Below are 22,929 nucleotides of genomic sequence, written 5' to 3'. Positions count from 1 at the left end.
CCTTTATTAATGTTTGAAATGGCGCATGGAGGTGAAGACCATCGCTACGCCGTGCTTGTTGCAGGCATCTATGGAGTCCTGATCACGCTTGGACCCGCCAGGCTGGATGATAGCAGTGATTCCGGCTTCAGCAGCTGCCTCCACTGTATCCGGCATCGGGAAAAATGCATCTGAAGCCATCACAGCTCCGCGTGCTTTTTCCCCGGCTTGTTCCAAAGCGATTTTAGCGGCACCGACCCGGTTCATCTGCCCAGCTCCGACACCAAGCGTCTGATCCGCCTTCGCTACAACTATGGCATTGGACTTTACATGTTTCACAACCTGCCAGCTCAATTTCAAGTCTTCGAGTTCTTGTTCTGTTGGTTTCCGTTCCGTTGCCACTTTCAGCTCCACATCATCTAAGCTGCCCTGGTCGGTATCCTGGACAAGAACCCCGCCGCTTACAGAAGTCAGCTTTCTTGGCTGATGAACTGGTTTTTCCAGTTCAACTTCTAACAGGCGGAGATTTTTCTTTTGCTTCAGGACTTCTAACGCATCGGCACTGAATTTCGGGGCGATGATGATTTCCAGAAAAATCTCTTTCATTTTCTCTGCAGTCGTAAGGTCCACTTCCCTGTTTACAGCTACTATTCCTCCGAAAATGGAGACAGGGTCACCTTCATATGCTTTCTGGTACGCCTGTTCTATCGATTCCCCGGTACCAACACCACAAGGGTTCATATGTTTCACAGCCACTGCTGCCGGCTTTGAAAATTCGAGAAGAATTTCAAGAGCAGCGTTTGCATCCTGAATATTGTTGTAGGAGAGTTCCTTGCCATTAAGCTGCTCTGCGCTTGCAAGGCTTGCCCCTGTTGTGCTTGCTTCTTTATAGAAAGCGGCAGTCTGGTGCGGGTTTTCACCGTAACGAAGGGACTGTGCCTTTTCGTATGTAACGGTGTAGGTTTCAGGGTAGTCATCTTCTGTCAGTTCTGTGAAATAAGACGCAATCATCGCGTCATAGTTCGCGGTGTGACGATAGACTTTGGCCGCAAGCCGCTTCCTTACTTCCATAGAGAGCTCCCCATTTTTCAATGCATCGGTTACCGTTGTGTAATCTTCTGGATCGACAAGTACGGTTACGTCCTTGAAATTCTTAGCAGCTGCACGGAGCATTGTCGGTCCGCCGATATCGATATTTTCGATGGCATCCTCTTCTGTCACATCCGGTTTTGCTATCGTTTCCTTAAATGGATATAAATTCACAACAACCATGTCAATGGCATCCAGTTCAAGCTTCCGCAGCTGATCCATATGGGTGTCGTTATCACGTTTAGCAAGTAACGCACTATGGACTGCCGGATGAAGGGTCTTCACTCGTCCATCCATGATTTCCGGGAATTTTGTCACTTCTGATACCGATAAGACATCCAGGCCCGCTTCTTCCAGCGCGCGTTTTGTACCGCCAGTGGAAACAAGTTCATAGCCAAGGCTTGTCAGGTCCTTTGCAAAATCAGTAAGACCGGTTTTATTGGACACACTTAATAATGCTCGCTTTTTTTCGTTCATTTCACTTCCTCCTCAACAAGTAACGAGTGGATGACACTTGGGTATAGACGATGTTCTATTGCCTGGATCTTTTTTTGCAGGGTGGCTTTTGTATCTGCTGCTTCGATGCGGACGGCTTCTTGTTCAATGATCGGGCCTGTATCCATTCCGTTATCAACGAAATGAATCGTCACCCCGGTTATTTTCACCTGTTTGTCAAAAGCCTGGCCGATGGCATCCTTGCCTGGGAATGCAGGCAGAAGGGAAGGGTGGATATTGACAATCCGGCTCTCAAAAGGCTTCAGTAGTGTGGGGCCGATCAGGCGCATATAGCCGGCAAGGAAAATCCATTCGATCTCCTTTTCCCGGCAAATATTTAAAATTTCCTGTTCATAAGCTGCTTTATCCGAGTAGTTCTTTGCTCGGAAAATGAATGTGTCTATGTTCTTCGCTTGTGCTTTCTCAATGACAGGGGCATTGCTGCGATCACAGACAAGCAGTTCAATTTCACAATCTAGTTTCCCCTCATCAACCGCCTGGATGATGGCGTCGAAGTTGCTGCCTGTACCTGATGCAAAAATGGCAATTCGTTTCATGACCAGTGGATCCCTTCTTCTTTAGAGACCACACCAATATGATAAGCCTTTTTACCAGCCGCTTCCAGCTGTGCCATGACTTCCTCCCGGACAGCTTCCGAAACAATTACTGCCATTCCGATTCCCATATTGAAAACTCCGAACATTTCTTTCTCAGGCAGCGCACTTTTTTGTTTAAGGAATTGAAAAATTTCCGGCATATCCCAGCTGGAACGGTCTATTTCGACTCCGAATCCTTCAGGAAGTGTCCGTGGAAGGTTTTCATGGAAACCGCCGCCGGTTATGTGGGCGATACCTTTGATAGCAGCTGTTTGCTTGATAGTCTGTATTTCACTGGCATAAATTCTCGTCGGCTCAAGCAAAACCTTTCCGAGCGGGCGATCAAACCCAGGATAAGTTTCCTGTAAATCAAGCCCCTGATCTTTTAAAATTTTACGGACGAGGGAGAAACCGTTGGAGTGAATACCGTTTGATGGCAAACCGATAACCGCATCCCCCGGACGGATGTCTTCTCCTGTAATCAATTGCTTCTTATCCGCAATCCCCACGACAAAACCAGCCAGATCATATTCCTCTTCCTCATACATGCCCGGCATCTCTGCCGTCTCACCGCCAATCAGCGAGCAGCCGGACTGCTCACAGCCGTCAGCAATGCCTTTGACAATTTGTTCAATCTGGTCTGGATTGTTTTTGCCACAGGCAATGTAATCGAGGAAGAACAAAGGATCAGCTCCTTGAGCGACAATATCATTGACGCACATAGCGACAACGTCGACGCCAATGGTATCATGATGATCCATCTCAAAAGCGAGCATCAGCTTCGTCCCGACCCCGTCCGTCCCTGTTACTAATACAGGATGGTCATAAGCGAATTTGCTGATATCAAACAGCCCGGCAAATGAACCCAATCCGCCAATCACTTCAGGACGCAGCGTACGTGTGACATGTTTTTTCATTTTTTCGACAGCCTGATAGCCTGCTTCGACATCGACTCCGGCCTGTTTATAGCTTTCACTCATTTTCATTCCCTCATTTCCATTGCAAAATTATGCTTTTTCATAAGGATGTACCGTATTCGGGTAGATTTCTGTCGGGTAGTTTCCTGTAAAACATGCTGCACATGGTCCGTGTTCCATGGATTGATTTCCCTGGTAAATCGCATCTTCCAGTCCTTCCACAGATAAAAAGGCGAGACTGTCCGCACCGATGATTTCCTTCATTTCCTCAAGACCGTGGTTGGCAGCGATCAATTCCCCTTCCGTCGATGTATCAATACCGTAGTAACACGGGTTCTTGATCGGTGGGGATGCGATCCGGACATGGACTTCCGTTGCTCCCGCTTCCTTCAGCATCTTCACGATCCGGCGGCTTGTCGTTCCCCTGACAATCGAATCATCAACCATAACGACGCGTTTTCCGTTTACGATACCGCGTACAGGGGACAGTTTCATCTTGACACCTTGTTCGCGAAGTTCCTGAGATGGCTGGATGAACGTCCGCCCGACATACCGGTTCTTAATCATGCCAAGCTCGTACGGGATACCTGCTTCTTCGGCATATCCAATCGCAGCTGATATGCTTGAATCAGGCACACCGGTAACGACGTCTGCTTCAACCGGTGCCTCATTAGCCAGAGCTTTCCCCATCCGTTTTCGCGAAGAATGGACATTGATACCGTCTAAGTCACTGTCCGGACGGGAGAAATAAACATGCTCCATGGAGCAGAGCGTACGTTGAATCTGCGCCGAGAACCGGTGCGACTGGATGCCGTTATCATCAATAATCAATAATTCTCCTGGCTGCACATCCCGCTCATAGGTGGCTCCAATAACGTCAAAAGCGCATGTTTCTGATGCTACTACATACGCATCACCGAGGCGTCCGATCGATATCGGACGCAGGCCCCTTGGATCAAGGGCGACAAACAGCTGACGCTCTGTCATGATCGTAAATGCATAGGCACCTTTGATCATAGAAAGGGCCTGGGTCAATGCTTGTTCCATATCCAGATGGCCGCTTCGTTTAATTAAATGGGCGAGCACTTCCGTATCGGAGGTCGTCTGCAGGATGCTTCCCTGCGCCTCCAGCTGGTATTTTAATGCCTGAGCATTGACGAGGTTGCCGTTATGCGTAACAGCCATGCTGCTTTTCTGGGAACGGAACAGAAGCGGCTGGACGTTTTCATAGCCGCCTCCTCCCTGGGTCGCATACCGTACATGGCCAATAGCCGCATGCCCTTCCATATCAGCGAGCTGGTCCTGACGGAAGACATCGTTCACAAGACCGAGTCCCTTCGCAAGCTTCAATTCTTCTCCGTCACTGACGACGATGCCTGCGCCTTCCTGGCCGCGATGCTGTAAAGCGTGGAGACCATAATACGTGATCTGTGCTGCTTCTTCATGTCCCCACACGCCAAAGATGCCGCATTCTTCATTTAGGCCTTTGATTTCACCAAGCATGGAATTGCTCCTTTCCAGGCTTCCTTCAATTCTTGTGTATCCGCATTAATGACGTTTTTTTCGTCAACAAGTACAGAATATCGGCCGTCATCCGTGACGGTACCGATGAAAGAAGCCTCGGTCATCATTTGTTCAAACTGTTCCTGGTGGTCTGGAGCTACAGTGACGATGAATCGAGATTGTGTTTCGGAAAACAAGGCAGCTGTCTTGTCTCCAGAAAGCTCGACCTTACAGCCTAATCCATTCGAAAATAAACTTTCTGCGAGAGCAACAGCAAGCCCGCCTTCTGAAATGTCATGGGCAGACTGCACCATACCTGCCTGGATTGCTGCAAGCAGTACTTCCTGTCTTTCTTTTTCCACATTCAAGTCAAGATGTGGAGCTTTTCCGAAATGACGGCCTTCGATCATGCCTTGAAGCTCACTGCCGCCAAATTCTGTTTCTGTCTTACCAATCATATAAATCAAATCGCCAGCCTGTTTGAAATCTGACCGGGTGATATGCTCCGTTTGTTCGATAAGTCCGACCATACCGACGATTGGAGTAGGGTAGATGGCTTTTCCGTAAGATTCGTTATATAAAGAAACATTTCCACTGATTACTGGTGTACCAAGTGATTGACAGGCACTGCTCATCCCATCGACACTCTTTTCCATCTGCCAGAATATTTCCGGGTTTTCTGGTGAACCGAAATTAAGTCCATCTGTCAATCCCAGCGGTCTGCCACCGGAACAGACGATATTACGTGCGGCTTCAGCGACAGCAATTTTACCGCCCGTTTCCGGGTCGAGATAAATGTAGCGGGAGTTACAGTCAGTCGTCATCGCAAGTGCTTTATCCGTTCCACGTACACGAAGCACCGCTGCGTCAGAGCCTGGAGTCACTACAGTGTTTGTCTGGACCATCGTGTCATATTGATCGTAGACCCATTCTTTACTGGCAATTGTCGGCTGTTTTAACAACTGAATTAACGTTTCTTTATAATTTTCTACTGCAGGCTTGTAATCTTCCATCGCCTGAAATTCCCTATAATAAGCTGGAACCTCAGATGGCTGATGATAGACAGGTGCGTCTTCTGCCAGGGCATCGACCGGAACGTCAGCAACGACTTCTCCATGATGCAGCAAACGGAACCGTTTCTCTTCGATTACTTCGCCCACCGCTACAGCTTCAAGGTCATATTTCTCAAAAATCGCCTGAATTTCTTTCTCTCTGCCTTGTTCAATGACTAACAACATCCGCTCCTGAGATTCTGACAGCATCATTTCGTACGCTGTCATGTCTTTTTCGCGCTGAGGTATATGATCAAGATCCATAACCATTCCTGTCCCCGCCTTGCTCGCCATTTCACTGGCAGAAGACGTGAGCCCGGCAGCTCCCATATCCTGAATGCCGACAAGGGCATCATGATGGATGACTTCCAGGCAAGCCTCGATCAGTAATTTTTCCATAAATGGATCACCAACCTGGACGGATGGCCGCTTGCTTTCTGCTTCTTCGCTTAATTCTTCGGAAGCGAACGTCGCCCCATGGATGCCGTCACGGCCTGTTTTTGCTCCGACATACATGACTGTGTTGCCGACTCCTGCCGCAATCCCCTTTTGCAGTTCTTCATGCTTAATCAAGCCTACACACATGGCATTGACGAGCGGATTGGCTTCATAGGAATCGTCGAACTGCACTTCGCCTCCAACAGTCGGAACACCGACACAGTTCCCGTATCCGGCGATACCTCGGACGACTTCTTCGAATAAATACTTGATCCGAGGATGCTTCAGTGAACCGAAACGAAGGGAGTTAAGAAGGGCGATTGGACGCGCTCCCATTGAAAAGACGTCACGGATAATTCCTCCGACACCTGTTGCTGCACCCTGATAGGGCTCCACAGCAGACGGGTGATTGTGACTTTCGATTTTGAAGACGACTGCCTGGCCATCGCCGATGTCGACGACTCCCGCTCCTTCTCCGGGACCTTGCAAAACATGGGGGGCCTCAGTCGGGAATTTCCTCAAAAGGGGTTTGGAATTTTTATAACTGCAATGCTCGGACCACATCACGGAAAACAAACCGACTTCCGTATGATTTGGACGTCTTCCAAGCAGGTCGGTGATTTGTTTGTATTCCGCATCGTTTAAGCCCATTTCGGCATAGAGACGCTTATCTTCGATTTGTTCAGGGCTGATTTCAAGCATGGATGGCATGGTTATTCCTCCAATACGTCAGGATCGATTGGAACAAGCGGAGGCCGTCTTCATTTCCCAGCAAGCTTTCAACAGCCCGTTCCGGGTGCGGCATCATCCCAAGGACATTCCCCTGTTCGTTTACAATGCCTGCGATATCTCCGGTCGATCCATTTGGGTTATTTGTATACGTGAACACAATCTGGTCGTTTTGTTTCAGCTCTCCAAGGATCGATTTGTCACAATAATAGTTTCCATCCCCATGGGCGATCGGGATTTGTATCTTTTCACCCTCCTGGTATTTGGAAGTAAACATCGTTTCATTGTTCTCCACTTGCAGTTCTTCGTGATGGCAGATGAACTTCAAGTCACGGTTCGGCAGCATGGCTCCTGGCAGTAGCCCTGTTTCAAGCAAAATTTGAAACCCGTTGCAAACTCCTAAGATCGGCTTCCCGGCTTCTGCTGCTTCCTTAATTTGAGCGACGATATCAGAGGTGGAAGCAATCGCTCCGGAACGGAGGTAATCTCCATAAGAGAAACCTCCTGGCAGCAGGATCGCATCATATTGGGAAAGATCAGCTTCCTGATACCAAACCATGTCCACTTCCTCATTCAGTCCATCTTTTACAGCATGATACATGTCACGGTCACAATTTGACCCAGGAAAAACAACGACGGCGAATTTCACGCGATGACCTCCTCGATCTGGTAGGAATAGTCTTCGATGACCGGATTGGCAAGCAGTTTGTCGCACATCTCCTCTACCTGCTTTTCGATTTTCTCAGAGTCTTCCATCATGACTTCCATATATTTACCGACTCTCACTTCATTAACGTTGCCAAAATCAAGGGTATTCAAGGAATGCTGCACTGCCTTTCCCTGTGGGTCAAGGACGCCTTCTTTTAATGTGATGTAGATCTTTACTTTGTGCATAGTTTCTCCTCCAGTCGCTGTAAAATAGTTTCATAGACTTCAATCAAGTTGCCGATGCTTTCGCGGAATACATCTTTATCCATTTTTTCGCCTGTCTCAACATCCCAAAGACGGCACGTATCAGGGGAAATCTCGTCAGCCAGTACGATGGTGTTATCATCAAAGCGGCCAAACTCTAACTTAAAATCTACCAATGTCAGTCCTGCCTGCAAAAATAAGCCTTTCAGCACTTCATTGATTTTCAGTGCCTCAATTTTAATCTGGTCAAGTTCATGCTCGGTAACGCCGGCCAGCAATTTGGCATGGTCGTCATTAATGAGGGGGTCATCCAGCTCATCCTTTTTATAAAAGAGCTCAATGATTGGTGGCTGAAGCTTCGTTTTCTCCTGAATAGCCAGCCTTCTTGTCAAGCTGCCGGCAGCCACATTCCTGACAACAACCTCCAGTGGGATGATTGTCGTTTTTTGGACGAGCTGCTCTGTTTCGTTCAAAGCTTCAATAAAATGGGAGGGAATATGTTGTTGGTTCAGGTATTCAAATACCCGGGAAGTAATCAGGTTGTTGAGACGCCCTTTTCCTTCAAAACTGTCTTTTTTCTTTCCGTTGAATGCAGTGGCATCATTCTTATAAGAAAGAACCAATTGATTATCGTTATCCGTTACATGATAAACCTTTTTTGCTTTTCCTTCGTAAAGTAAGGAGCCTTTCATCGCTGCAACACCTCATTTGGTAAAAGTAAAGGAAGGAACACCATGTGCTCCTCCCCTCCTGATGGATTACAAACCGATCCGTTCGAAAATACGATCGACGTTTTTCAAATGGTGGTTATAATCAAAGCATTGTTCGATTTGTTCAGGGGACAGTGTTGATGTAATTTTTTCATCTGATTCAATCAATTCACGGAATGGGATTGCTTTTTCCCACGCTTCCATCGCCTTCGGCTGGACAAGGTCATATGCTTCTTCGCGGACCATGCCTTCATCGATTAATGTCAGCAAGACGCGTTGGGAGAAAATCAACCCGAATGTTTTTTCCATATTCGCCTGCATCTGCTCTGGGAAGACGGTCAAATTCTTCACGATATTCCCGAAGCGATTAAGCATATAGTTGATGGCGATAGTTGCATCCGGCAGGATAACCCGTTCAGCAGATGAATGAGAGATATCCCGTTCGTGCCAGAGGGCAACATTTTCGAAGGCTGTCATCATTTCGCCGCGCAGTACTCTCGCCATGCCGGTCATGTTTTCAGACCCAATCGGATTCCGTTTATGCGGCATCGCAGATGAACCTTTCTGTCCTTTGGCGAAAAATTCCTCCACTTCACGTGTTTCGGTTTTCTGAAGACCGCGGATTTCAACTGCTATTTTTTCAATCGAAGTCGCAATCAATGCAAGTGTCGATACGTAATGGGCATGACGGTCACGCTGTAATGTCTGGGTGGATACCGGTGCGGGCTTCAAGCCGAGTTCCCGGCAGACATGTTCCTCCACATAGGGGTCGATGTTTGCATAGGTTCCGACTGCGCCTGAGAGTTTACCCACCTCAATCTGGTCGATCGCCAGGTCAAGCCGCTCCATGTTACGCTTCATCTCTTCATACCAGAGAGCCAGCTTCAATCCGAAAGTTGTCGGCTCGGCATGGACCCCGTGAGTACGACCCATCATGACGGTATGCTTATGCTCCCGTGCTTTTTCGGCAAGGATCTCGATGAAATTCTCCAAGTCCTTCCTGATGATTACATTCGCCTGTTTGAGCAAATAGGAAAGGGCTGTGTCGACCACATCAGTGGATGTCAGACCGTAATGGACCCACTTCCTTTCTTCCCCAACCGTTTCAGATACTGCCCGTGTAAAGGCAACCACATCGTGTCGGGTTTCTCTCTCGATTTCATAGATGCGCTCGATATCGAATGAAGCATGCTGACGGAGCTTCTCGACGTCTTCTTTTGGAATAATACCGAGCTCACTCCAAGCCTCACAGGCGAGCAGTTCAACTTCAAGCCAGGCTTTGAATTTGTTTTCTTCCGTCCAGATGGCTCCCATTTCTGGACGCGTATAACGATCAATCATGTGATTCCTCCTAATACTGTCCCACCCAACACTTTACCATGTGGCGAGTTTATTTTCTTCTATCCGATGTAAAAGTTCATCCAATGTATTACCGATCAGGGTCACGTGCCCCATCTTCCGCTTCGGACGCGCTTCTTCCTTCCCGTAGTCATGGAGATGGAACTCAGGCAAATCCGTCAACCTCCGGAACAGTTCTTCCCGGTCTTCACCAAGAATATTGACCATGACAGCTGCCGGAAATGCCTGGACTGTCAGTAATGGAAGGCCGCAAATAGCACGGACGTGCTGTTCAAACTGGGATACATTGCACGCTTCAATGGTATAGTGGCCGGAATTATGCGGCCGCGGTGCCATCTCATTGACATAGACGTTGTCTTCATTGACAAACAATTCGACGGTGAACGTCCCGACAACATCCAGTTCTTCCGCAAGCTTTCTTGCCGTTTCTTTCGCTTTATCAGCTATTTGCTCGGTGATTGCGGCAGGTATCTGTGTCTGATGGAGAATCTGCTGTTTATGCTTGTTTTCCGCAATCGGAAAGTAGTTGATTTCTCCCAGCTGACTGCGTGTGAATACGACTGAAATTTCGCGGTCAAAAGCGATGAATTGCTCGATTATATAAGTGGAGTCAGGAGCAATAAAGGACACTGCTTCCTGTAAGTCCTCTTCTTTTTCTAGTTTGAACTGGCCTTTCCCATCGTATCCGCCGGTGATTGTCTTAACGATAGCGGGAAAGCCAATCTGCTGTACGGCATCCTTCAGCTGTTCAACTGTTTGAATAATACGGTATTCCGGAACGTTCAGCCCGGCATCTACAGATACCCGTTTCTCCAGTTCCCGGTTCTGTGTGACCTTCAATGGATAGGACCCCTGGGGCAGCTTCCCCTCTTTCTCAAGCAAATTCGCAACCTCAAGGTCGACATTTTCAAACTCATAGGTGACAACGTCACTGAGCCCGCTCAGCTGCTTTGCAGCTTCAAGATCGTTATATGCTGCCTGGACGTGATGATCTGCTACTTGAGCTGTCGGACAATCTTCTTTTGGATCAAGTACTGCAATGCGAAAGCCCATGTGCTTGGCGGCGACTGCCATCATTCTTCCGAGCTGTCCGCCCCCGAGTATTCCGATTGTCTGGCCTGGTGAAAGTTTAACTGTCATGAAGCTCGCTCCTCATTCCATCTACTTTTTCTTTCATTTGTTTACGGTAGTCTTGTAATCTAGCTGCTGTCATTTCATCAAAAGCCCCAATCATTTCTGCAGCAAGGATTCCGGCATTTTTTGCGCCAGCAGTTCCAATTGCTACTGTAGCAACAGGTACTCCGCCAGGCATCTGCACAATCGACAGAAGGGAGTCCATCCCTTTCAATGCTTTTGATTCAACAGGGACCCCGATGACAGGTAAAGTTGTTTTAGCGGCAACCATGCCCGGCAGATGCGCTGCACCACCCGCTCCGGCAATAATAACCTTCAATCCTTTATTTCTAGCATCCTCCGCATATCGGAACATATCCTCAGGGGTACGATGCGCGGAAATGATTTCTTTTTTATAATCAATACCGAGTTCCTCAAGCACCTCGCAAGCTGCTTTCATTGTGTTCCAATCAGAAATACTTCCCATGATTACACCGACCTGCGCCATCAAATCCCTCTCTTCTATAGGATATAAAATTTTCATCACTTTCTCATAAATGGATACCAAAAAAGCCTATCTTTTTTCTCTGAACGTATAGAGAAGAAAGATAGGCATAGCAAAGCCGAATGCAGCATTGCAACATCGACAATACTGATCCATTCTTCCCCATAGTCCAGCAATTTACGGTCGCCGGGTAGAGACTTACGGGCCTTATTCCCGTCGTTATATGAGGTACCGTATGAAGTTTCTATATTCATCATAGCAGGGAGGTTAAACACTTGTCAACGTTAAACACGAACATTGGAAAGTTACCGGAAATGAATCGTTCGTATTCACTGCTTTACTGCATGAAAAACGATGTGACTGTCAATCACTTCATAATCTTTTTCACCGTTTCTGATAACTTCCTTGAAGATCGGCTCCTCTGTACGCCTGACAGGTGTATAGCCTTCCTTCTTCATTCTTGCTAAACATTGTTCAATCGTTTCGCCTTCCTGAACTTCAAAGCGCATTTTCTTGTTTTTTCCCACCAGCCAACCTTCCTTTCCTTACCTGTTTGACCCAGAAGCCTCCATGAATCTGTTTGGGCTCATAAGCGATGATGAACGCCTTGGGATCGAGGGTCCGTATTGTATCATACAGTTTCAGTTCATATTTCCGCGGCGTAAGGATCTGCATGGCAAGCCGGTCTCCTTCCATTCCGTAAGCAAACCAGCTGGTCACTCCGTACCCTTTGTCCCTGAGCTTGCGGGTGAATTCGATATCCGGGCTCGAGGAAATGACATTCACAGTAATATAGCCTAGGGCAAGCTTCTCTTCGATTTTCATCCCTGCTATGACACCCAGGGCATATCCAATGGCGTAAGCGATCAAATTTTGAATCTGATCAAGGTTTTCCAGCACAAGACCAAGTCCGACAATATAGATGATCACTTCAAACATGCTGATAAAAGCAGCCAAGTACCGCTGTCCCTTCAGCGTCAAAATCATCCTGATCGTGAAAAAAGATACATAGGTCACGTTGATAGCAAGAATGATCACTACCATGACCAAGGCGTTATCGAGCATAGACGGCCCTCCTTTATTTTCATCGTACCTGGTTTCTTGCCTGGGCATTCACACAGGTAAAACATATGCATACACTATATAACACCAAATAATACTTACACAATGGAATCTTAGATTTTTTTACATTTTAAGGGAGAGGCAGGTTAATCATGAATCAATTTGACGATTGGAAAAAAAACCTTGATCGTTTTTTTGGAAATGATTTTTGGGGTGATTTTGAAGGACTTGTGAAACCTCCATTACCGCAAATGAACCTTTACCAATATGATAATGAACTGTTATGTATGTTCAGCATTCCTGGTTTAAACGACATGAACAAAGTCGATGTCTTTGTTGACCATGCTGTTCTGGAGATCAAAGGGATAGTGGAGGTCAACCAAAAAGGCGGCCAGCAGGTAAAAGGAGAAATCATGCAAGGGGCATTTGAACGAAAAATCGACCTCCCCTATCCAGTTAGAAGTGATAAAATACAAGCTTCCTATAAACACGGCTTGCTGATCATCCAGCTCCATCGCCTTATTTCAGATACAAGCAATAAAAACCGCATTCGCATCACCAACCTGGAAGATGATTGAGTCTATTCACAAAAGTGCAAGCGACATGCTCACCCCCGACCAGCTTAAGCCAGGCCTCGCCGTGACGATTTTTTCACAGAGAGGATCGGCTTAAGCCCTCGAGGGGGTTGGCGCTGGAACTGGATGAGACAAAAGTGCAAGCGACATGCTCACCCCCGACTTATAGAATAAAGGACCAATGCCTGAAAGCAGCTCGGCATTGGTCCTTTTAATATTAGGATAAGAAAATGAAATAAAGCACGAATACAACAAACAGAAAATACATAATTGGATGAATTTCTTTCATACGGCCTTTCATAATCATCGTAATCGGGTAAAAGATGAACCCTAGAGCAATCCCTGTTGCGATGCTGTAGGTAAGCGGCATCGCGATTATGACGAAAAATGCCGGGACAGCAATTTCGAACTTCTCCCACTCCACATTCTTTAAAGATGAGGCCATCAGCACACCAACAATGATTAGCGCCGGGGCCGTCACTTCAGCGGTAACGACTGCCAGTAAAGGTGAGAAGAATAAAGCAAGCAGGAAAAAGCCTGCTGTAACAACAGAAGTGAAGCCTGTCCGTCCACCTGCTCCTACACCAGCCGTTGACTCAATATAAGACGTAGTTGTAGAGGTACCAACAACCGCACCTACAACAGTCGCAGCAGAATCGGAAAATAACGCCCGACCAGCACGAGGCAGTTTGTTGTCCTTCATGAAGCCTGCCTGGGTAGAAACAGCGACTAATGTCCCTGCTGTATCAAAAAAGTCGACAAAAAGGAATGTCAGAATAACGACAAGCATTTCTATCGTAAAGATATCATCAAAGTGCATGATTGCCTGACCGAAAGTAGGAGCAACGCTGGGAACCGAACTTACGATATCCCCTGCACCCTGTGGAGTATGAATCAGACCTGTCATCATACCGGCGATGGCTGTCAGAATCATACCATAGAAGATTCCACCTTTAATGCCAAGCGACAATAGAATGACAGATACGAAGATACCGAAAATAGCTAGGAGTGTCGTCGGCTCAGTCAGATCACCAAGTGCAACCAATGTTGCTTCATTTGCCTGAATGATACCAGAGCTTTGAAAACCAATAAAAGCAATAAACAAACCGATTCCAGCTCCGACCGCCATTTTCAGGTTGGCTGGAATGGCATTAATGATCTGCTCGCGTAACCCAGTCAATGTCAGTACGATAAATATAAGTCCAGATGCCAATACACCAGCGAGCGCTGTTTCCCACGGAATTCCATAGCCAAGGACAACCGTATAGGCGAAGAAAGCATTAAGCCCCATTCCAGGAGCGAGCGCAATCGGATAACGTGCAAATATTCCCATTACCAGCGATCCGAAGGCAGCAGCTATCGCCGTAGCGGTAAAGACAGCACCCTGGTCAATTCGGGTGACACCTTCCGGAAGCTCCTCAATCCCTACAAGCGCTAGCGTGTTAGGATTGACGAACAATATATAAGCCATAGCCAGAAATGTCGTTAGTCCTGCCATGAATTCCGTACGATAATTCGTACCCAATTCCTCAAATCTAAAATATTTTCTCATGGTATTTCCCCCTTATTCTGAACCCAGACGTATAATCAAAAGTGCAAGCGCCTTGCTCACCCCCGACCTGCTTAAGTCAAGCCTCACCGTGGCGTTCTTTGTCACAGAGAGGATTGGCTTAAGACCTCGAGGGGGTAGGCGCTGGAGCTGGATGAAGCCCGCAGCAAAGTAATTACCAAAAAACAAAAAAACACTCCCAGAAATTCCAGGAGTGCTGACCGGCGCAATGAAATCACGGCAATCCGCAGAAACGTACCCACGGACATTTTTAATTTCACCACGTAGTCAGGCCATTTACGGCAGCCTGGTAGAAACTTATGGGCCATATCCCCAAAATTATACGTCGGTAAATCTTTATACTATTTAATCCATGTCCATGGTACGATGCTCTTTTAAAAATGTCAAGCTGAAAACCGAACAATAAACAGACATACTATATATTCGTTCGTTTATTCCCACTCTATTGTGGCAGGTGGCTTGCTTGTCACGTCATAAACGACGCGGTTGATATGGTCGACTTCGTTGACGCAGCGCGTAGATATCTTTTCAAGAACATCCCACGGAATCCGCGCCCAGTCCGAAGTCATGCCATCAATGGAAGTGACTGCTCGGATACCAATTGTGTGATCATACGTGCGTGTATCACCCATTACACCAACAGAGCGGAAATTCGGAAGTACAGTGAAGTATTGCCAAACCTCCCGCTCAAGTCCGGCATTTTTGATTTCCTCGCGTAAAATGGCGTCAGATTCACGGACGATTTTCAATTTTTCTTCAGTGATTTCCCCTAGCACTCGGATAGCAAGGCCAGGCCCGGGGAAAGGCTGTCTCCAGACTATTTCATCAGCAACTCCAAGCTCAGATCCCAATTTCCGAACTTCATCCTTGAATAGGGTGTTCAGGGGTTCGATCAATTCAAAATCCATTTCTTCCGGAAGTCCGCCTACGTTATGGTGGGACTTGATCGTCTGAGCAGTATCGGTACCACTTTCGATGATATCCGTGTAAAGCGTACCCTGGGCAAGGAAATGTGTATCCTTTAATTTAGCTGCCTCATCATCAAAAACGTAGATGAATTCATTTCCGATGATTTTTCTTTTTTGCTCTGGGTCAGATACACCTGCAAGTTTTTTCATGAACCGTTCTTTCGCGTCAACTTTGATGACATTCATATGGAAATCGTCTCGAAAGGTCCGCATGACACTGTCTGCTTCCCCTTTTCTTAGAAGTCCATGGTCGACAAAAATACAAGTCAACTGATCGCCGATAGCTTTGTGGATCAAAGCCGCGACAACTGATGAATCAACACCACCGCTCAATGCACACAGCACCTTCTGGTCGCCTACCTGCTCACGGATCTTTTCTACTTCCATGTCAATGAAGTTTTCCATTGTCCAGTCGCCTTCACAATGGCATACTTCAAACACGAACTGCTTTAACAGCTCGTTGCCATATTCGGAATGGCGTACTTCTGGGTGGAATTGAACGCCATAGAGCTTTCTTTCATCGTCACTGAATGCGGCAACAGGACAGGATGGACTGGTCGCATCCAATGTAAAGCCTGGCGGTGCTTCAATCACTTTATCACTGTGGCTCATCCACACAGTCTGGACTAGAGGTGTATCACCAAACAAGACAGGAGAAGATTCCTTCAACGTGATGGCAGCTTTCCCGTACTCCCGTTCATTTGCACGCTCCACTTTCCCGCCGTAGTGATGAGTCATCAGCTGCATTCCGTAGCAGATGCCCAGTACAGGTATATCCAGGTCAAAAATAGCTTCATCACAGCGAAAACTGTTTTCCCCGTAAACACTGTTCGGCCCGCCGGAAAGAATAATTCCCTTTGGGTTCATTTTTTTAATTTCATCAGCTGTAAGCTTATGGGAATGTAATTCGCTGTATACACCGAATTCACGAATGCGCCGTGTAATTAACTGGTTATATTGGCTTCCAAAATCAAGTACGAGTATCTTCTCGTCCATTTGTGTCATGTTGTCAGCTCCCCTTCGTTTAGCAACACCTTCGGATTCCCCCGTAATACAATTAGAAAAATCGGCTTGTCGCCAAGTCCTTATGGCGAAAGCCTTCGTTTTACTTATACTTTAATCCTTTAACAAAGTTAAATTTTCTTAAAGTATAAAAAAACTGGACTCCTGCCCCTTAATACAGGAAGGCAGAAATCCAGAATACGGACAGAACAAACGGATGTCTGCCTTCATAGTCAGGAAATTTACGGTATCCTGGTAGAGACGCTCGAACCATATTTTCGAGGGTATATGAAGGTCGCTTAGCTCAATTTCCATCAATTCTATCAATGCATGTGCCAAGAATCAAGACAATGCCTTTCTTATTAAATTTTCCCATAATTCAGTTACTTTCTTCCACTGCTCCGGTTGATCTTCATTACGATACAGCGCACGTTCATAATGATGGGTAAGCACCCTCATCTCATTAGATTGAAAATGCTGATCGATAGCACGGGCGTACTCCCGTAGTGTTACGTTTGATTTTCTGGCAAGTACCTTTTTATCCAGCACCTTAAGCAAGTGGTTATAAGCCTGATGGTATGTTCCTGAATCCGTTTGCCGTTTGTATTTCTTCAGTAAATAAGCAGAGATCCAGCGCAGCCTGGTCACATAAAGTATGAGACCCACCAACAATACTGCTGTTATAATTCCAATATAAAACCATCTGTTACTCTCATCATTTGCAGCACTCATCCCCCCGGAAGCTTCTTCCATGTCTTCCATAAAGTTTTCCGGCTGGCCGGTGCTTTGTTCATTTTCTGTCTCCGGCTGAGGGGCCGTTTCTTCAGAATTGGTATTACCCGATTCTTCAAAATCGATATAGAAGTCCGTCGGGTTAGAAAAGCCTTGAGTCGGCTCAAAAGGGACCCATCCTACTTCCGGGAAGTAAACTTCCACCCAGGAGTGTGCATTCCCATTGGTTACCTGGTAAAAATTATACGTTTCATCGTCATCAAGGATCACGGTCTCTTCCGTCCGCTCACCACCGGTAAATCCCTTTACCCATCTAGCCGGAATGTCAGCTGCACGCAGCAGCACAACCATAGAGGTAGAGAAATTATCACAATAGCCCCGTTGGGATTCAAATAAGAACTGATCGACGTAATCCTGGTTTTCCTCCGGCACCGGGACATCTTTAGTTGCATATTCAAATCCATTTGCAGAGAAATAACTTTCCACAGCTTTAGCCGCATCGTAACGGTTTTCTTCTCCCTCTGTTATCTGGGCAGCGAGGTTCCTGACCCTATTCGGCAGTGTTTCCGGCAGCTGCAAATAGACATCCTTGATGTAATCCGGGTCTTCCCCGTCCGCATTACGCAGCTGGTCATATTCAAACGATGGATCGTCAAATTTCATTTTGTAACCGGGAATCTGCCGCGGATTATTGCCAACGAATGTTTCCACCATGCCATTTGTCTGATTAGAGTGCAATTCAAATTGTTCCGGGTAGGATTCTAAATCACCGGCTCCATAAGGATAAACAAGCTTATCTATGTTCGCGTCTGGGGTGAAGTTGACAATCGTGTACCGCTCTTCTGTTTTGACCTCTTTCTCGTAGGTTTTCAGGTTAAGGTTACCATCCTGGACTATTTCAATTTCAGGCTCCAATGTGTTTTCCCAGCCCTTACCAGTATAGTGGTTCTTCGATTCAATCCGCCAGTAACGTTCTCCCTGGGCAGCAGCCTGGAACACGGGAGTTTCATCCTGAATAAAAGAGCCCCCCAACCGCGTATCATCTTCCCCATAACCGACTTTTTGAACGACCTTTCCTCCACCGCCTATAGCATTCTCAATGTAAGGAACTGGATCCGCCCATTTAGGATCCGGTTTTGGTGCAGCATAACCGACTATGGTAGACAAAAGAATCATCCCGAAGAGCGGCAAAATCAAACGTCTGATTTTGGATACTCCCTTCAGCGGTATTTCTTCTGTTTCCATTTCTTTGGAAAAGTTAGTTATACCCAGCGCAACCAAGGATATGATGAATATCCTCACAATTGCCCATTTTCCATCATAGACAGTGAAGGTATCTACAACGGTAATAAAGATGAAGGTCATCAGTACGAACACGAACAGACGCTTGGCAACTACAAACCAATAGTAGAGCAGATAACTCATCAGCCATAATAACAGCAAGAACAGGAGACTCCTGAAGAATGGGGTCATTCCCCACCAATTCTGTGCCTGGATCATCTGAAAATTATAGACGAGCTGCCGGTAAACCACTATGAACCAATCCAGACTGAACAGGCTATTATAAATGAATAGCCCATCCAGGATAAAGATGAGGCCAATAAGTTTCAGCGGCATCCCCATCCACCAACTGATTTGCAAAGCTGATATAAAAAAACAAAAAGCTGCAAAGATAATAAAGATACCGATGTTTTCCGTATCTGTAATTTTTTCGAGTGGTCTCAGCCATTCCCAGAATAGCAGGAAACCACACAAGTAAATGACAAGCTGGTAATAAAACTGTTTATGGTCCTGAGATAAACCCTGCATCATGTGTTCACCTCGAATTGCTGTTTAATTAACTGTTCTTCTGTCAGTACATTCACGGTTATATTGCGATAATTCAGTTGTCTGATTAATTGTCTGTCCAAATCGGTGATATCACCAGTTGCTGTCACAAGAAACAACACGACACGCTTGGATTTTTGAGCAAGCCGTTCCATGGAATCTTTAATTTCCTGATTGATGACGGTCGTGACCACCATCAGTATAATCCCTGGCGGAAGCTGCTCTCCTCTTAGCTGTTTTCCGAATGAAACTCTTCCGGAAGGTTTTATAACTGAAAAATGCCTGCGAAGATTATCCCGCTGACGCTGATCCTGCTGGAAGGGAAAGAACCCTTTCTTGTCACCGATGGTAATCACGGTAAGATTAGAAGACTTTTCATAAAGAACTTTCATTAGAGAATCAGCCAGCTCGACAGCTCCTTCAAAAGCAATAGGGTTCATTCCCTCATGAAAACAGGCATCAAGTACCAGAACCATGTCCATACTCTTTTCCTGCTCAAATTCCTTTGTCATAATTTCATTTTTCTTTGCAGTGGTCTTCCAGTCTATCCATTGAAAACGGTCTCCTGGCATATAATCCCGTACACCTGCGACAATATTGGTGTTTTTATCACTCATGGTAACGGACGGGCTCGCCCCCTGTTCATAACTGTATACACGTTCTTTGAATTGCACATTGCGCTGGTAAGGGAAAGCAATCAACGTATGGCCAGTCTTAAATACGTGTTCCTTTTTAATAAAGCCGAAAAAATCTCCCGTTTTGATTCGGAGTGACCCCAATTTATGCTCTCCCCGCGGCACCTGGTCCAATTCATAATGAAAACTTATTCTCTTACGGAACCATGGAAAAGTCACGGCTTTAACGATACGGTCATGTTCCAGCCTTTCCGGCTGATTCAGCCATTTATATTTCTCAAGGTGTGTATCTTTTTTCTGCAAAGTGGCGGGGAAATATTCTTCCATAACACAATAATACAAAGGGAACGGAAACTTCCTGGTCAGTATTACTTCAATATGGACCGATTCCCCAGCCTGAACTATCCGTTTCGATAACCGCCGTTCCATCTGCCAATTTTGCATCGGATAGAACAACAGAAAGAACATATAAAGAAGAAATGGCAGAAAAGCAATAAACAGGAACCAGCTGACAAATCCGCCCTGAAACATTGCATAAGAAAAGAGTACCGCAAAAATCACCAGTACTATCAACAATTTAAGTGAAAAACCTACCGTTTGTCTCATTCATGCGTATCCCTTTTCACCGGAACAGAAATTTCTTCCAGGATGTTTTTTGTTATGCCTTCCGGGGTAAAACCCTCGAATTTCGACTCTGAGGTAAGAATGATACGGTGGGGCAAAACGTGCGGAGCAAGAAACTTCACATCATCTGGTATGACATAATCCCTATCATGGATATAAGCATAGGCTTTCGCGGCTTTCATCAACGCTATCGAGCCACGCGGACTGACTCCAAGATAGACGCCTGAATGTTTTCTGGTCGCTGTAACAATTTCAACAATATACCGTTGAACTGTGGCATCCACGTAAACGTCTGTCACCTTGTTTTGGATTTCCACCAGCTCGTCTTTTGTAAGGACAGCTGATACAAGTGCTAAAGGATGCTCTCCCGAAGTTCTGTTCAGCATTTCGATTTCCTGCTGGACAGTCGGGTAGCCCATATTGAGCTTTAGGAGGAAACGATCAAGCTGCGCTTCTGGAAGCGGGTAGGTTCCTTCATACTCAATCGGGTTCTGGGTAGCCATTACGAAAAATGGTTCTTTCAGCGGAACGGGCGATCCCTCAACTGTTATACTCGACTCTTCCATCCCCTCCAGCAAGGCTGATTGGGTTTTGGGAGAGGTTCTATTGATTTCATCAGCCAGGACAATATTTCCCAGTATAGGTCCCGGACGAAACTCAAACTCCATTTCTTTCGGGTTATAAATAGAAACTCCGGTCACATCAGAAGGAAGTAAATCCGGGGTGAACTGAATCCGCTTAAAGTCACAATCCAGAGACTTTGCCAATGTCCGAACCAGCATAGTCTTACCGACCCCCGGCACATCCTCCAACAGGACATGACCTTTCGCAAGCAATGCGACCACGCTGAGTAATGCTGTCTCTTCTTTGCCTACCATGACTTTTTTCACATTTCGCAACACTTCAGAAATTTTAGGTTCATATAAATAAAGCTGCTGGGTCATCAAGTTGACTCCTCTCAGTATCCTGCAATAACCTGTTTTTTAAATCTTTTGTCTATTCTAACTATACTACATAATGGGGGCTGGGACAAAACTCACACTTATGGAAAAATGTGTACAACTTCCAGCTTTAAAATGTACGCTTTTTTGAAAACATCATTGCTCATTCATAATAAGGGGCCGGAAAAAAGCTGAATAAGCATAAAATAACCCGAACAATTTCATTGAAATCAGTTCGGATTTTGTGTGGGGCAAGAAATGGGGTTTACCAAATCTCCGTCCAAACGCTTCTCTTTCCGTGGGCAAAGTTAGAGCTAACTTCATCAAGAAGGTCGCTTGGCCAGTTGGATTTTCGATTCGTGCTGTTCTTCGGGGGATTTCGTATTTGGGCTACGCTAGTGCTATGCATAAATACAATTCAATTTTTATCGTCCGTTCTGATACCATTGTTTTACTAATGTTCCAGCCTCTCTTAGCTATTTTTCGTATAATGGTCTGCTTTGGTCATGTTTATCGTAAAGGACCCTTTCAGTGATTCATGAAAACTATCCCTTCAAAGTCTGCCTGCCAAATTTGAGAGGATCTTATATAGTTTTCTAACATTGTACTTCCCCGGTAATGTACGCTGGATCAGGTATGAGTATTAGATTCTTGAAAAAGATAGACTGCCAATGGTTAACAATCTGACATACATACTTTTCCCAATTATAGCATGGAATGTATCATCATTACTTTACCCATGCCCATCTAATAATATATCGGGTAAAAAAGTCCAAACAAAACCCGGATGAATATTTCACCCGGGTTTCTTCACATCCTGACTGGAGGATTATTGTTGATTCATTTGCTGCTGGCATTGCTGGGCTAGCTGCTGGATCTGCTGCAGCTGTTGAGCGGCGTTTTGCTCGCGTTGTGCCATTTGCTGCTGCGTACCCATTTGCTGGCCACCCGGCTGCTGTCCTTGCTGGGCTTGAAGCTGTTGAGCGTTTTGCTGCTCTTGCTGCTGTAATTGTTGAGCAATTTGGGCAATTTGTTGCAATGTTTGTTGTGCTTGTTGTTGAGACATTATTTTCTCTCCTTTTTTTGAAAGTCCATGATATTGTGTGTAACCTCATAAAATTAATTCACCTTTTTTAGAAAAACCTGGCTTGTCGCCAAGTATGGCGAAAGGCTTAGATTTACTGGTTTTACTTATACTTTAACCTTTTGACAAAGATAACTTCCCTATAGTGGCAGCAAAAAAAAGAACCCCGAAGGATTCTTCTTTAGTCGGCTGTTCTTTCATCACGTTTTCGCAGACCAAGGAGACCAACAAGACCGAGCAATCCAACCCAGCTCCAGTTTGTGCCCTCATCTCCTGCTTCATTTGCCATATTTTCCACGTCGTTCTCCATGTTCTCCACACCATTTTCAGCATCATTTCCGATATCCTCGATGCCATTTTCTGCATCATTAACGATACCTTCGCCAGTATCATAATTATTATTATTGTTATTGTTACCCTCGGCAAATGCAGGAGCACTGAAAACTGTTGCAACAAGAGATAGAGAACAAATTAAATAAATCACTTTTTTAAGCATTTCTATTTCCTCCTTG

21 protein-coding genes and 3 riboswitches are annotated in these 22,929 nt (G+C 45.9%); of the genes, 1 reads left to right on the top strand and 20 read right to left on the bottom strand.

The window, feature by feature from the left end:
* Positions 1-6: 6 nt before the first annotated feature.
* The 13 genes from purH to JOC33_RS11345 form a co-directional block, all read right to left on the bottom strand.
* On the bottom strand, positions 7-1,545 hold the full coding sequence (purH, locus tag JOC33_RS11405) for a bifunctional phosphoribosylaminoimidazolecarboxamide formyltransferase/IMP cyclohydrolase (RefSeq protein ID WP_205092657.1): 1,539 nt from the start codon (positions 1,543-1,545) through the stop codon (positions 7-9).
* Positions 1,542-2,120: a phosphoribosylglycinamide formyltransferase gene (gene purN, locus JOC33_RS11400; protein WP_205092656.1), complete on the bottom strand. Its 579-nt coding sequence runs from the start codon at positions 2,118-2,120 to the stop codon at positions 1,542-1,544. Before purN ends, purH begins: the two co-directional genes overlap by 4 nt.
* Entirely contained in the window at positions 2,117-3,139 is a 1,023-nt protein-coding gene (gene purM / locus JOC33_RS11395; protein ID WP_205092655.1) for a phosphoribosylformylglycinamidine cyclo-ligase, read from the bottom strand. Before purM ends, purN begins: the two co-directional genes overlap by 4 nt.
* 27 nt (positions 3,140-3,166) lie before the next feature.
* The gene (gene purF, locus JOC33_RS11390; RefSeq protein WP_205092654.1) at positions 3,167-4,579 is read right to left on the bottom strand and encodes an amidophosphoribosyltransferase; all 1,413 of its coding nucleotides are present in this window, start codon (positions 4,577-4,579) and stop codon (positions 3,167-3,169) included.
* A complete protein-coding gene (gene purL, locus JOC33_RS11385) occupies positions 4,555-6,780 on the bottom strand; it encodes a phosphoribosylformylglycinamidine synthase subunit PurL (protein ID WP_205092653.1) in 2,226 nt (741 codons plus the stop codon). Before purL ends, purF begins: the two co-directional genes overlap by 25 nt.
* Positions 6,764-7,447 carry a phosphoribosylformylglycinamidine synthase subunit PurQ gene (gene purQ, locus JOC33_RS11380; protein ID WP_205092652.1) on the bottom strand — a complete coding sequence of 228 codons (684 nt, stop codon included), beginning with the start codon at positions 7,445-7,447 and terminating at the stop codon, positions 6,764-6,766. Before purQ ends, purL begins: the two co-directional genes overlap by 17 nt.
* Positions 7,444-7,692 (bottom strand): phosphoribosylformylglycinamidine synthase subunit PurS, encoded by a 249-nt coding sequence (purS, locus tag JOC33_RS11375; protein ID WP_205092651.1) that lies wholly within the window; start codon positions 7,690-7,692, stop codon positions 7,444-7,446. Before purS ends, purQ begins: the two co-directional genes overlap by 4 nt.
* Positions 7,680-8,402, bottom strand: coding sequence for a phosphoribosylaminoimidazolesuccinocarboxamide synthase (gene purC, locus JOC33_RS11370; protein WP_205092650.1), 723 nt, complete (start codon positions 8,400-8,402; stop codon positions 7,680-7,682). The genes purS and purC overlap by 13 nt, the downstream gene beginning before the upstream one ends.
* 66 nt (positions 8,403-8,468) lie before the next feature.
* Entirely contained in the window at positions 8,469-9,761 is a 1,293-nt protein-coding gene (gene purB / locus JOC33_RS11365; protein WP_205092649.1) for an adenylosuccinate lyase, read from the bottom strand.
* A gap of 33 nt (positions 9,762-9,794) precedes the next feature.
* On the bottom strand, positions 9,795-10,919 hold the full coding sequence (gene purK, locus JOC33_RS11360; RefSeq protein ID WP_205092648.1) for a 5-(carboxyamino)imidazole ribonucleotide synthase: 1,125 nt from the start codon (positions 10,917-10,919) through the stop codon (positions 9,795-9,797).
* Complete coding sequence (gene purE, locus JOC33_RS11355; protein WP_205093067.1) at positions 10,909-11,400, bottom strand: 5-(carboxyamino)imidazole ribonucleotide mutase; 492 nt, start codon at positions 11,398-11,400, stop codon at positions 10,909-10,911. Before purE ends, purK begins: the two co-directional genes overlap by 11 nt.
* Positions 11,401-11,542: 142 nt before the next feature.
* Positions 11,543-11,644: riboswitch (purine riboswitch) on the bottom strand.
* A gap of 82 nt (positions 11,645-11,726) precedes the next feature.
* Positions 11,727-11,906: an NETI motif-containing protein gene (locus tag JOC33_RS11350; protein WP_205093066.1), complete on the bottom strand. Its 180-nt coding sequence runs from the start codon at positions 11,904-11,906 to the stop codon at positions 11,727-11,729.
* A complete protein-coding gene (locus JOC33_RS11345; RefSeq protein ID WP_205092647.1) occupies positions 11,896-12,462 on the bottom strand; it encodes a DUF2179 domain-containing protein in 567 nt (188 codons plus the stop codon). Before JOC33_RS11345 ends, JOC33_RS11350 begins: the two co-directional genes overlap by 11 nt.
* 149 nt (positions 12,463-12,611) lie before the next feature.
* On the opposite strand from JOC33_RS11345, the gene JOC33_RS11340 reads away from it, so the two are divergent.
* Entirely contained in the window at positions 12,612-13,037 is a 426-nt protein-coding gene (locus JOC33_RS11340; RefSeq protein WP_205092646.1) for an Hsp20/alpha crystallin family protein, read from the top strand.
* Between the two features lie 214 nt (positions 13,038-13,251).
* Here the strand turns inward: JOC33_RS11340 and JOC33_RS11335 are convergent, their stop codons facing one another.
* The 7 genes from JOC33_RS11335 to JOC33_RS11305 form a co-directional block, all read right to left on the bottom strand.
* Positions 13,252-14,586, bottom strand: coding sequence for an NCS2 family permease (locus tag JOC33_RS11335; RefSeq protein WP_205092645.1), 1,335 nt, complete (start codon positions 14,584-14,586; stop codon positions 13,252-13,254).
* Positions 14,587-14,848: 262 nt separating this feature from the next.
* Positions 14,849-14,950: riboswitch (purine riboswitch) on the bottom strand.
* Between the two features lie 85 nt (positions 14,951-15,035).
* A complete protein-coding gene (guaA, locus tag JOC33_RS11330; RefSeq protein WP_205092644.1) occupies positions 15,036-16,577 on the bottom strand; it encodes a glutamine-hydrolyzing GMP synthase in 1,542 nt (513 codons plus the stop codon).
* A gap of 207 nt (positions 16,578-16,784) precedes the next feature.
* Positions 16,785-16,886, bottom strand: a riboswitch (purine riboswitch).
* Positions 16,887-16,916: 30 nt separating this feature from the next.
* On the bottom strand, positions 16,917-19,118 hold the full coding sequence (locus JOC33_RS11325) for a DUF4129 domain-containing transglutaminase family protein (RefSeq protein WP_239534155.1): 2,202 nt from the start codon (positions 19,116-19,118) through the stop codon (positions 16,917-16,919).
* Entirely contained in the window at positions 19,115-20,374 is a 1,260-nt protein-coding gene (locus tag JOC33_RS11320) for a DUF58 domain-containing protein (RefSeq protein WP_205092643.1), read from the bottom strand. The genes JOC33_RS11325 and JOC33_RS11320 overlap by 4 nt, the downstream gene beginning before the upstream one ends.
* On the bottom strand, positions 20,371-21,336 hold the full coding sequence (locus JOC33_RS11315; RefSeq protein WP_205092642.1) for an AAA family ATPase: 966 nt from the start codon (positions 21,334-21,336) through the stop codon (positions 20,371-20,373). Before JOC33_RS11315 ends, JOC33_RS11320 begins: the two co-directional genes overlap by 4 nt.
* An 826-nt stretch (positions 21,337-22,162) precedes the next feature.
* Complete coding sequence (locus JOC33_RS11310) at positions 22,163-22,399, bottom strand: hypothetical protein (protein WP_205092641.1); 237 nt, start codon at positions 22,397-22,399, stop codon at positions 22,163-22,165.
* A 199-nt stretch (positions 22,400-22,598) separates the two neighbouring features.
* Positions 22,599-22,913 carry a WGxxGxxG family protein gene (locus JOC33_RS11305; protein WP_205092640.1) on the bottom strand — a complete coding sequence of 105 codons (315 nt, stop codon included), beginning with the start codon at positions 22,911-22,913 and terminating at the stop codon, positions 22,599-22,601.
* Between the last annotated feature and the right edge of the window lie 16 nt (positions 22,914-22,929).

Source organism: Thalassobacillus pellis, from assembly GCF_016908295.1.
Classification (GTDB): Bacteria; Bacillota; Bacilli; order Bacillales; family Halobacillaceae; genus Thalassobacillus; species Thalassobacillus pellis.
The sequence above is the reverse complement of the archived record's forward strand: the minus strand, read 5'-3'. Positions and strand labels throughout refer to the sequence as shown.

What these genes read in the sequence shown, in the direction of transcription:
- JOC33_RS11335 (WP_205092645.1), bottom strand. Translation starts at nt 14,586, where the DNA reads ATGAGAAAATATTTTAGATTTGAGGAATTGGGTACGAATTATCGTACG.
- purL (WP_205092653.1), bottom strand. Translation starts at nt 6,780, where the DNA reads ATGCCATCCATGCTTGAAATCAGCCCTGAACAAATCGAAGATAAGCGT.
- JOC33_RS11310 (WP_205092641.1), bottom strand. Translation starts at nt 22,399, where the DNA reads ATGTCTCAACAACAAGCACAACAAACATTGCAACAAATTGCCCAAATT.
- purS (WP_205092651.1), bottom strand. Translation starts at nt 7,692, where the DNA reads ATGCACAAAGTAAAGATCTACATCACATTAAAAGAAGGCGTCCTTGAC.
- purH (WP_205092657.1), bottom strand. Translation starts at nt 1,545, where the DNA reads ATGAACGAAAAAAAGCGAGCATTATTAAGTGTGTCCAATAAAACCGGT.
- JOC33_RS11325 (WP_239534155.1), bottom strand. Translation starts at nt 19,118, where the DNA reads ATGATGCAGGGTTTATCTCAGGACCATAAACAGTTTTATTACCAGCTT.
- JOC33_RS11350 (WP_205093066.1), bottom strand. Translation starts at nt 11,906, where the DNA reads ATGCGCTTTGAAGTTCAGGAAGGCGAAACGATTGAACAATGTTTAGCA.
- purE (WP_205093067.1), bottom strand. Translation starts at nt 11,400, where the DNA reads ATGGCGCAGGTCGGTGTAATCATGGGAAGTATTTCTGATTGGAACACA.
- purN (WP_205092656.1), bottom strand. Translation starts at nt 2,120, where the DNA reads ATGAAACGAATTGCCATTTTTGCATCAGGTACAGGCAGCAACTTCGAC.
- JOC33_RS11305 (WP_205092640.1), bottom strand. Translation starts at nt 22,913, where the DNA reads ATGCTTAAAAAAGTGATTTATTTAATTTGTTCTCTATCTCTTGTTGCA.
- JOC33_RS11315 (WP_205092642.1), bottom strand. Translation starts at nt 21,336, where the DNA reads ATGACCCAGCAGCTTTATTTATATGAACCTAAAATTTCTGAAGTGTTG.
- purM (WP_205092655.1), bottom strand. Translation starts at nt 3,139, where the DNA reads ATGAGTGAAAGCTATAAACAGGCCGGAGTCGATGTCGAAGCAGGCTAT.
- JOC33_RS11340 (WP_205092646.1), top strand. Translation starts at nt 12,612, where the DNA reads ATGAATCAATTTGACGATTGGAAAAAAAACCTTGATCGTTTTTTTGGA.
- guaA (WP_205092644.1), bottom strand. Translation starts at nt 16,577, where the DNA reads ATGACACAAATGGACGAGAAGATACTCGTACTTGATTTTGGAAGCCAA.
- purF (WP_205092654.1), bottom strand. Translation starts at nt 4,579, where the DNA reads ATGCTTGGTGAAATCAAAGGCCTAAATGAAGAATGCGGCATCTTTGGC.
- purK (WP_205092648.1), bottom strand. Translation starts at nt 10,919, where the DNA reads ATGACAGTTAAACTTTCACCAGGCCAGACAATCGGAATACTCGGGGGC.
- purC (WP_205092650.1), bottom strand. Translation starts at nt 8,402, where the DNA reads ATGAAAGGCTCCTTACTTTACGAAGGAAAAGCAAAAAAGGTTTATCAT.
- JOC33_RS11320 (WP_205092643.1), bottom strand. Translation starts at nt 20,374, where the DNA reads ATGAGACAAACGGTAGGTTTTTCACTTAAATTGTTGATAGTACTGGTG.
- purB (WP_205092649.1), bottom strand. Translation starts at nt 9,761, where the DNA reads ATGATTGATCGTTATACGCGTCCAGAAATGGGAGCCATCTGGACGGAA.
- JOC33_RS11345 (WP_205092647.1), bottom strand. Translation starts at nt 12,462, where the DNA reads ATGCTCGATAACGCCTTGGTCATGGTAGTGATCATTCTTGCTATCAAC.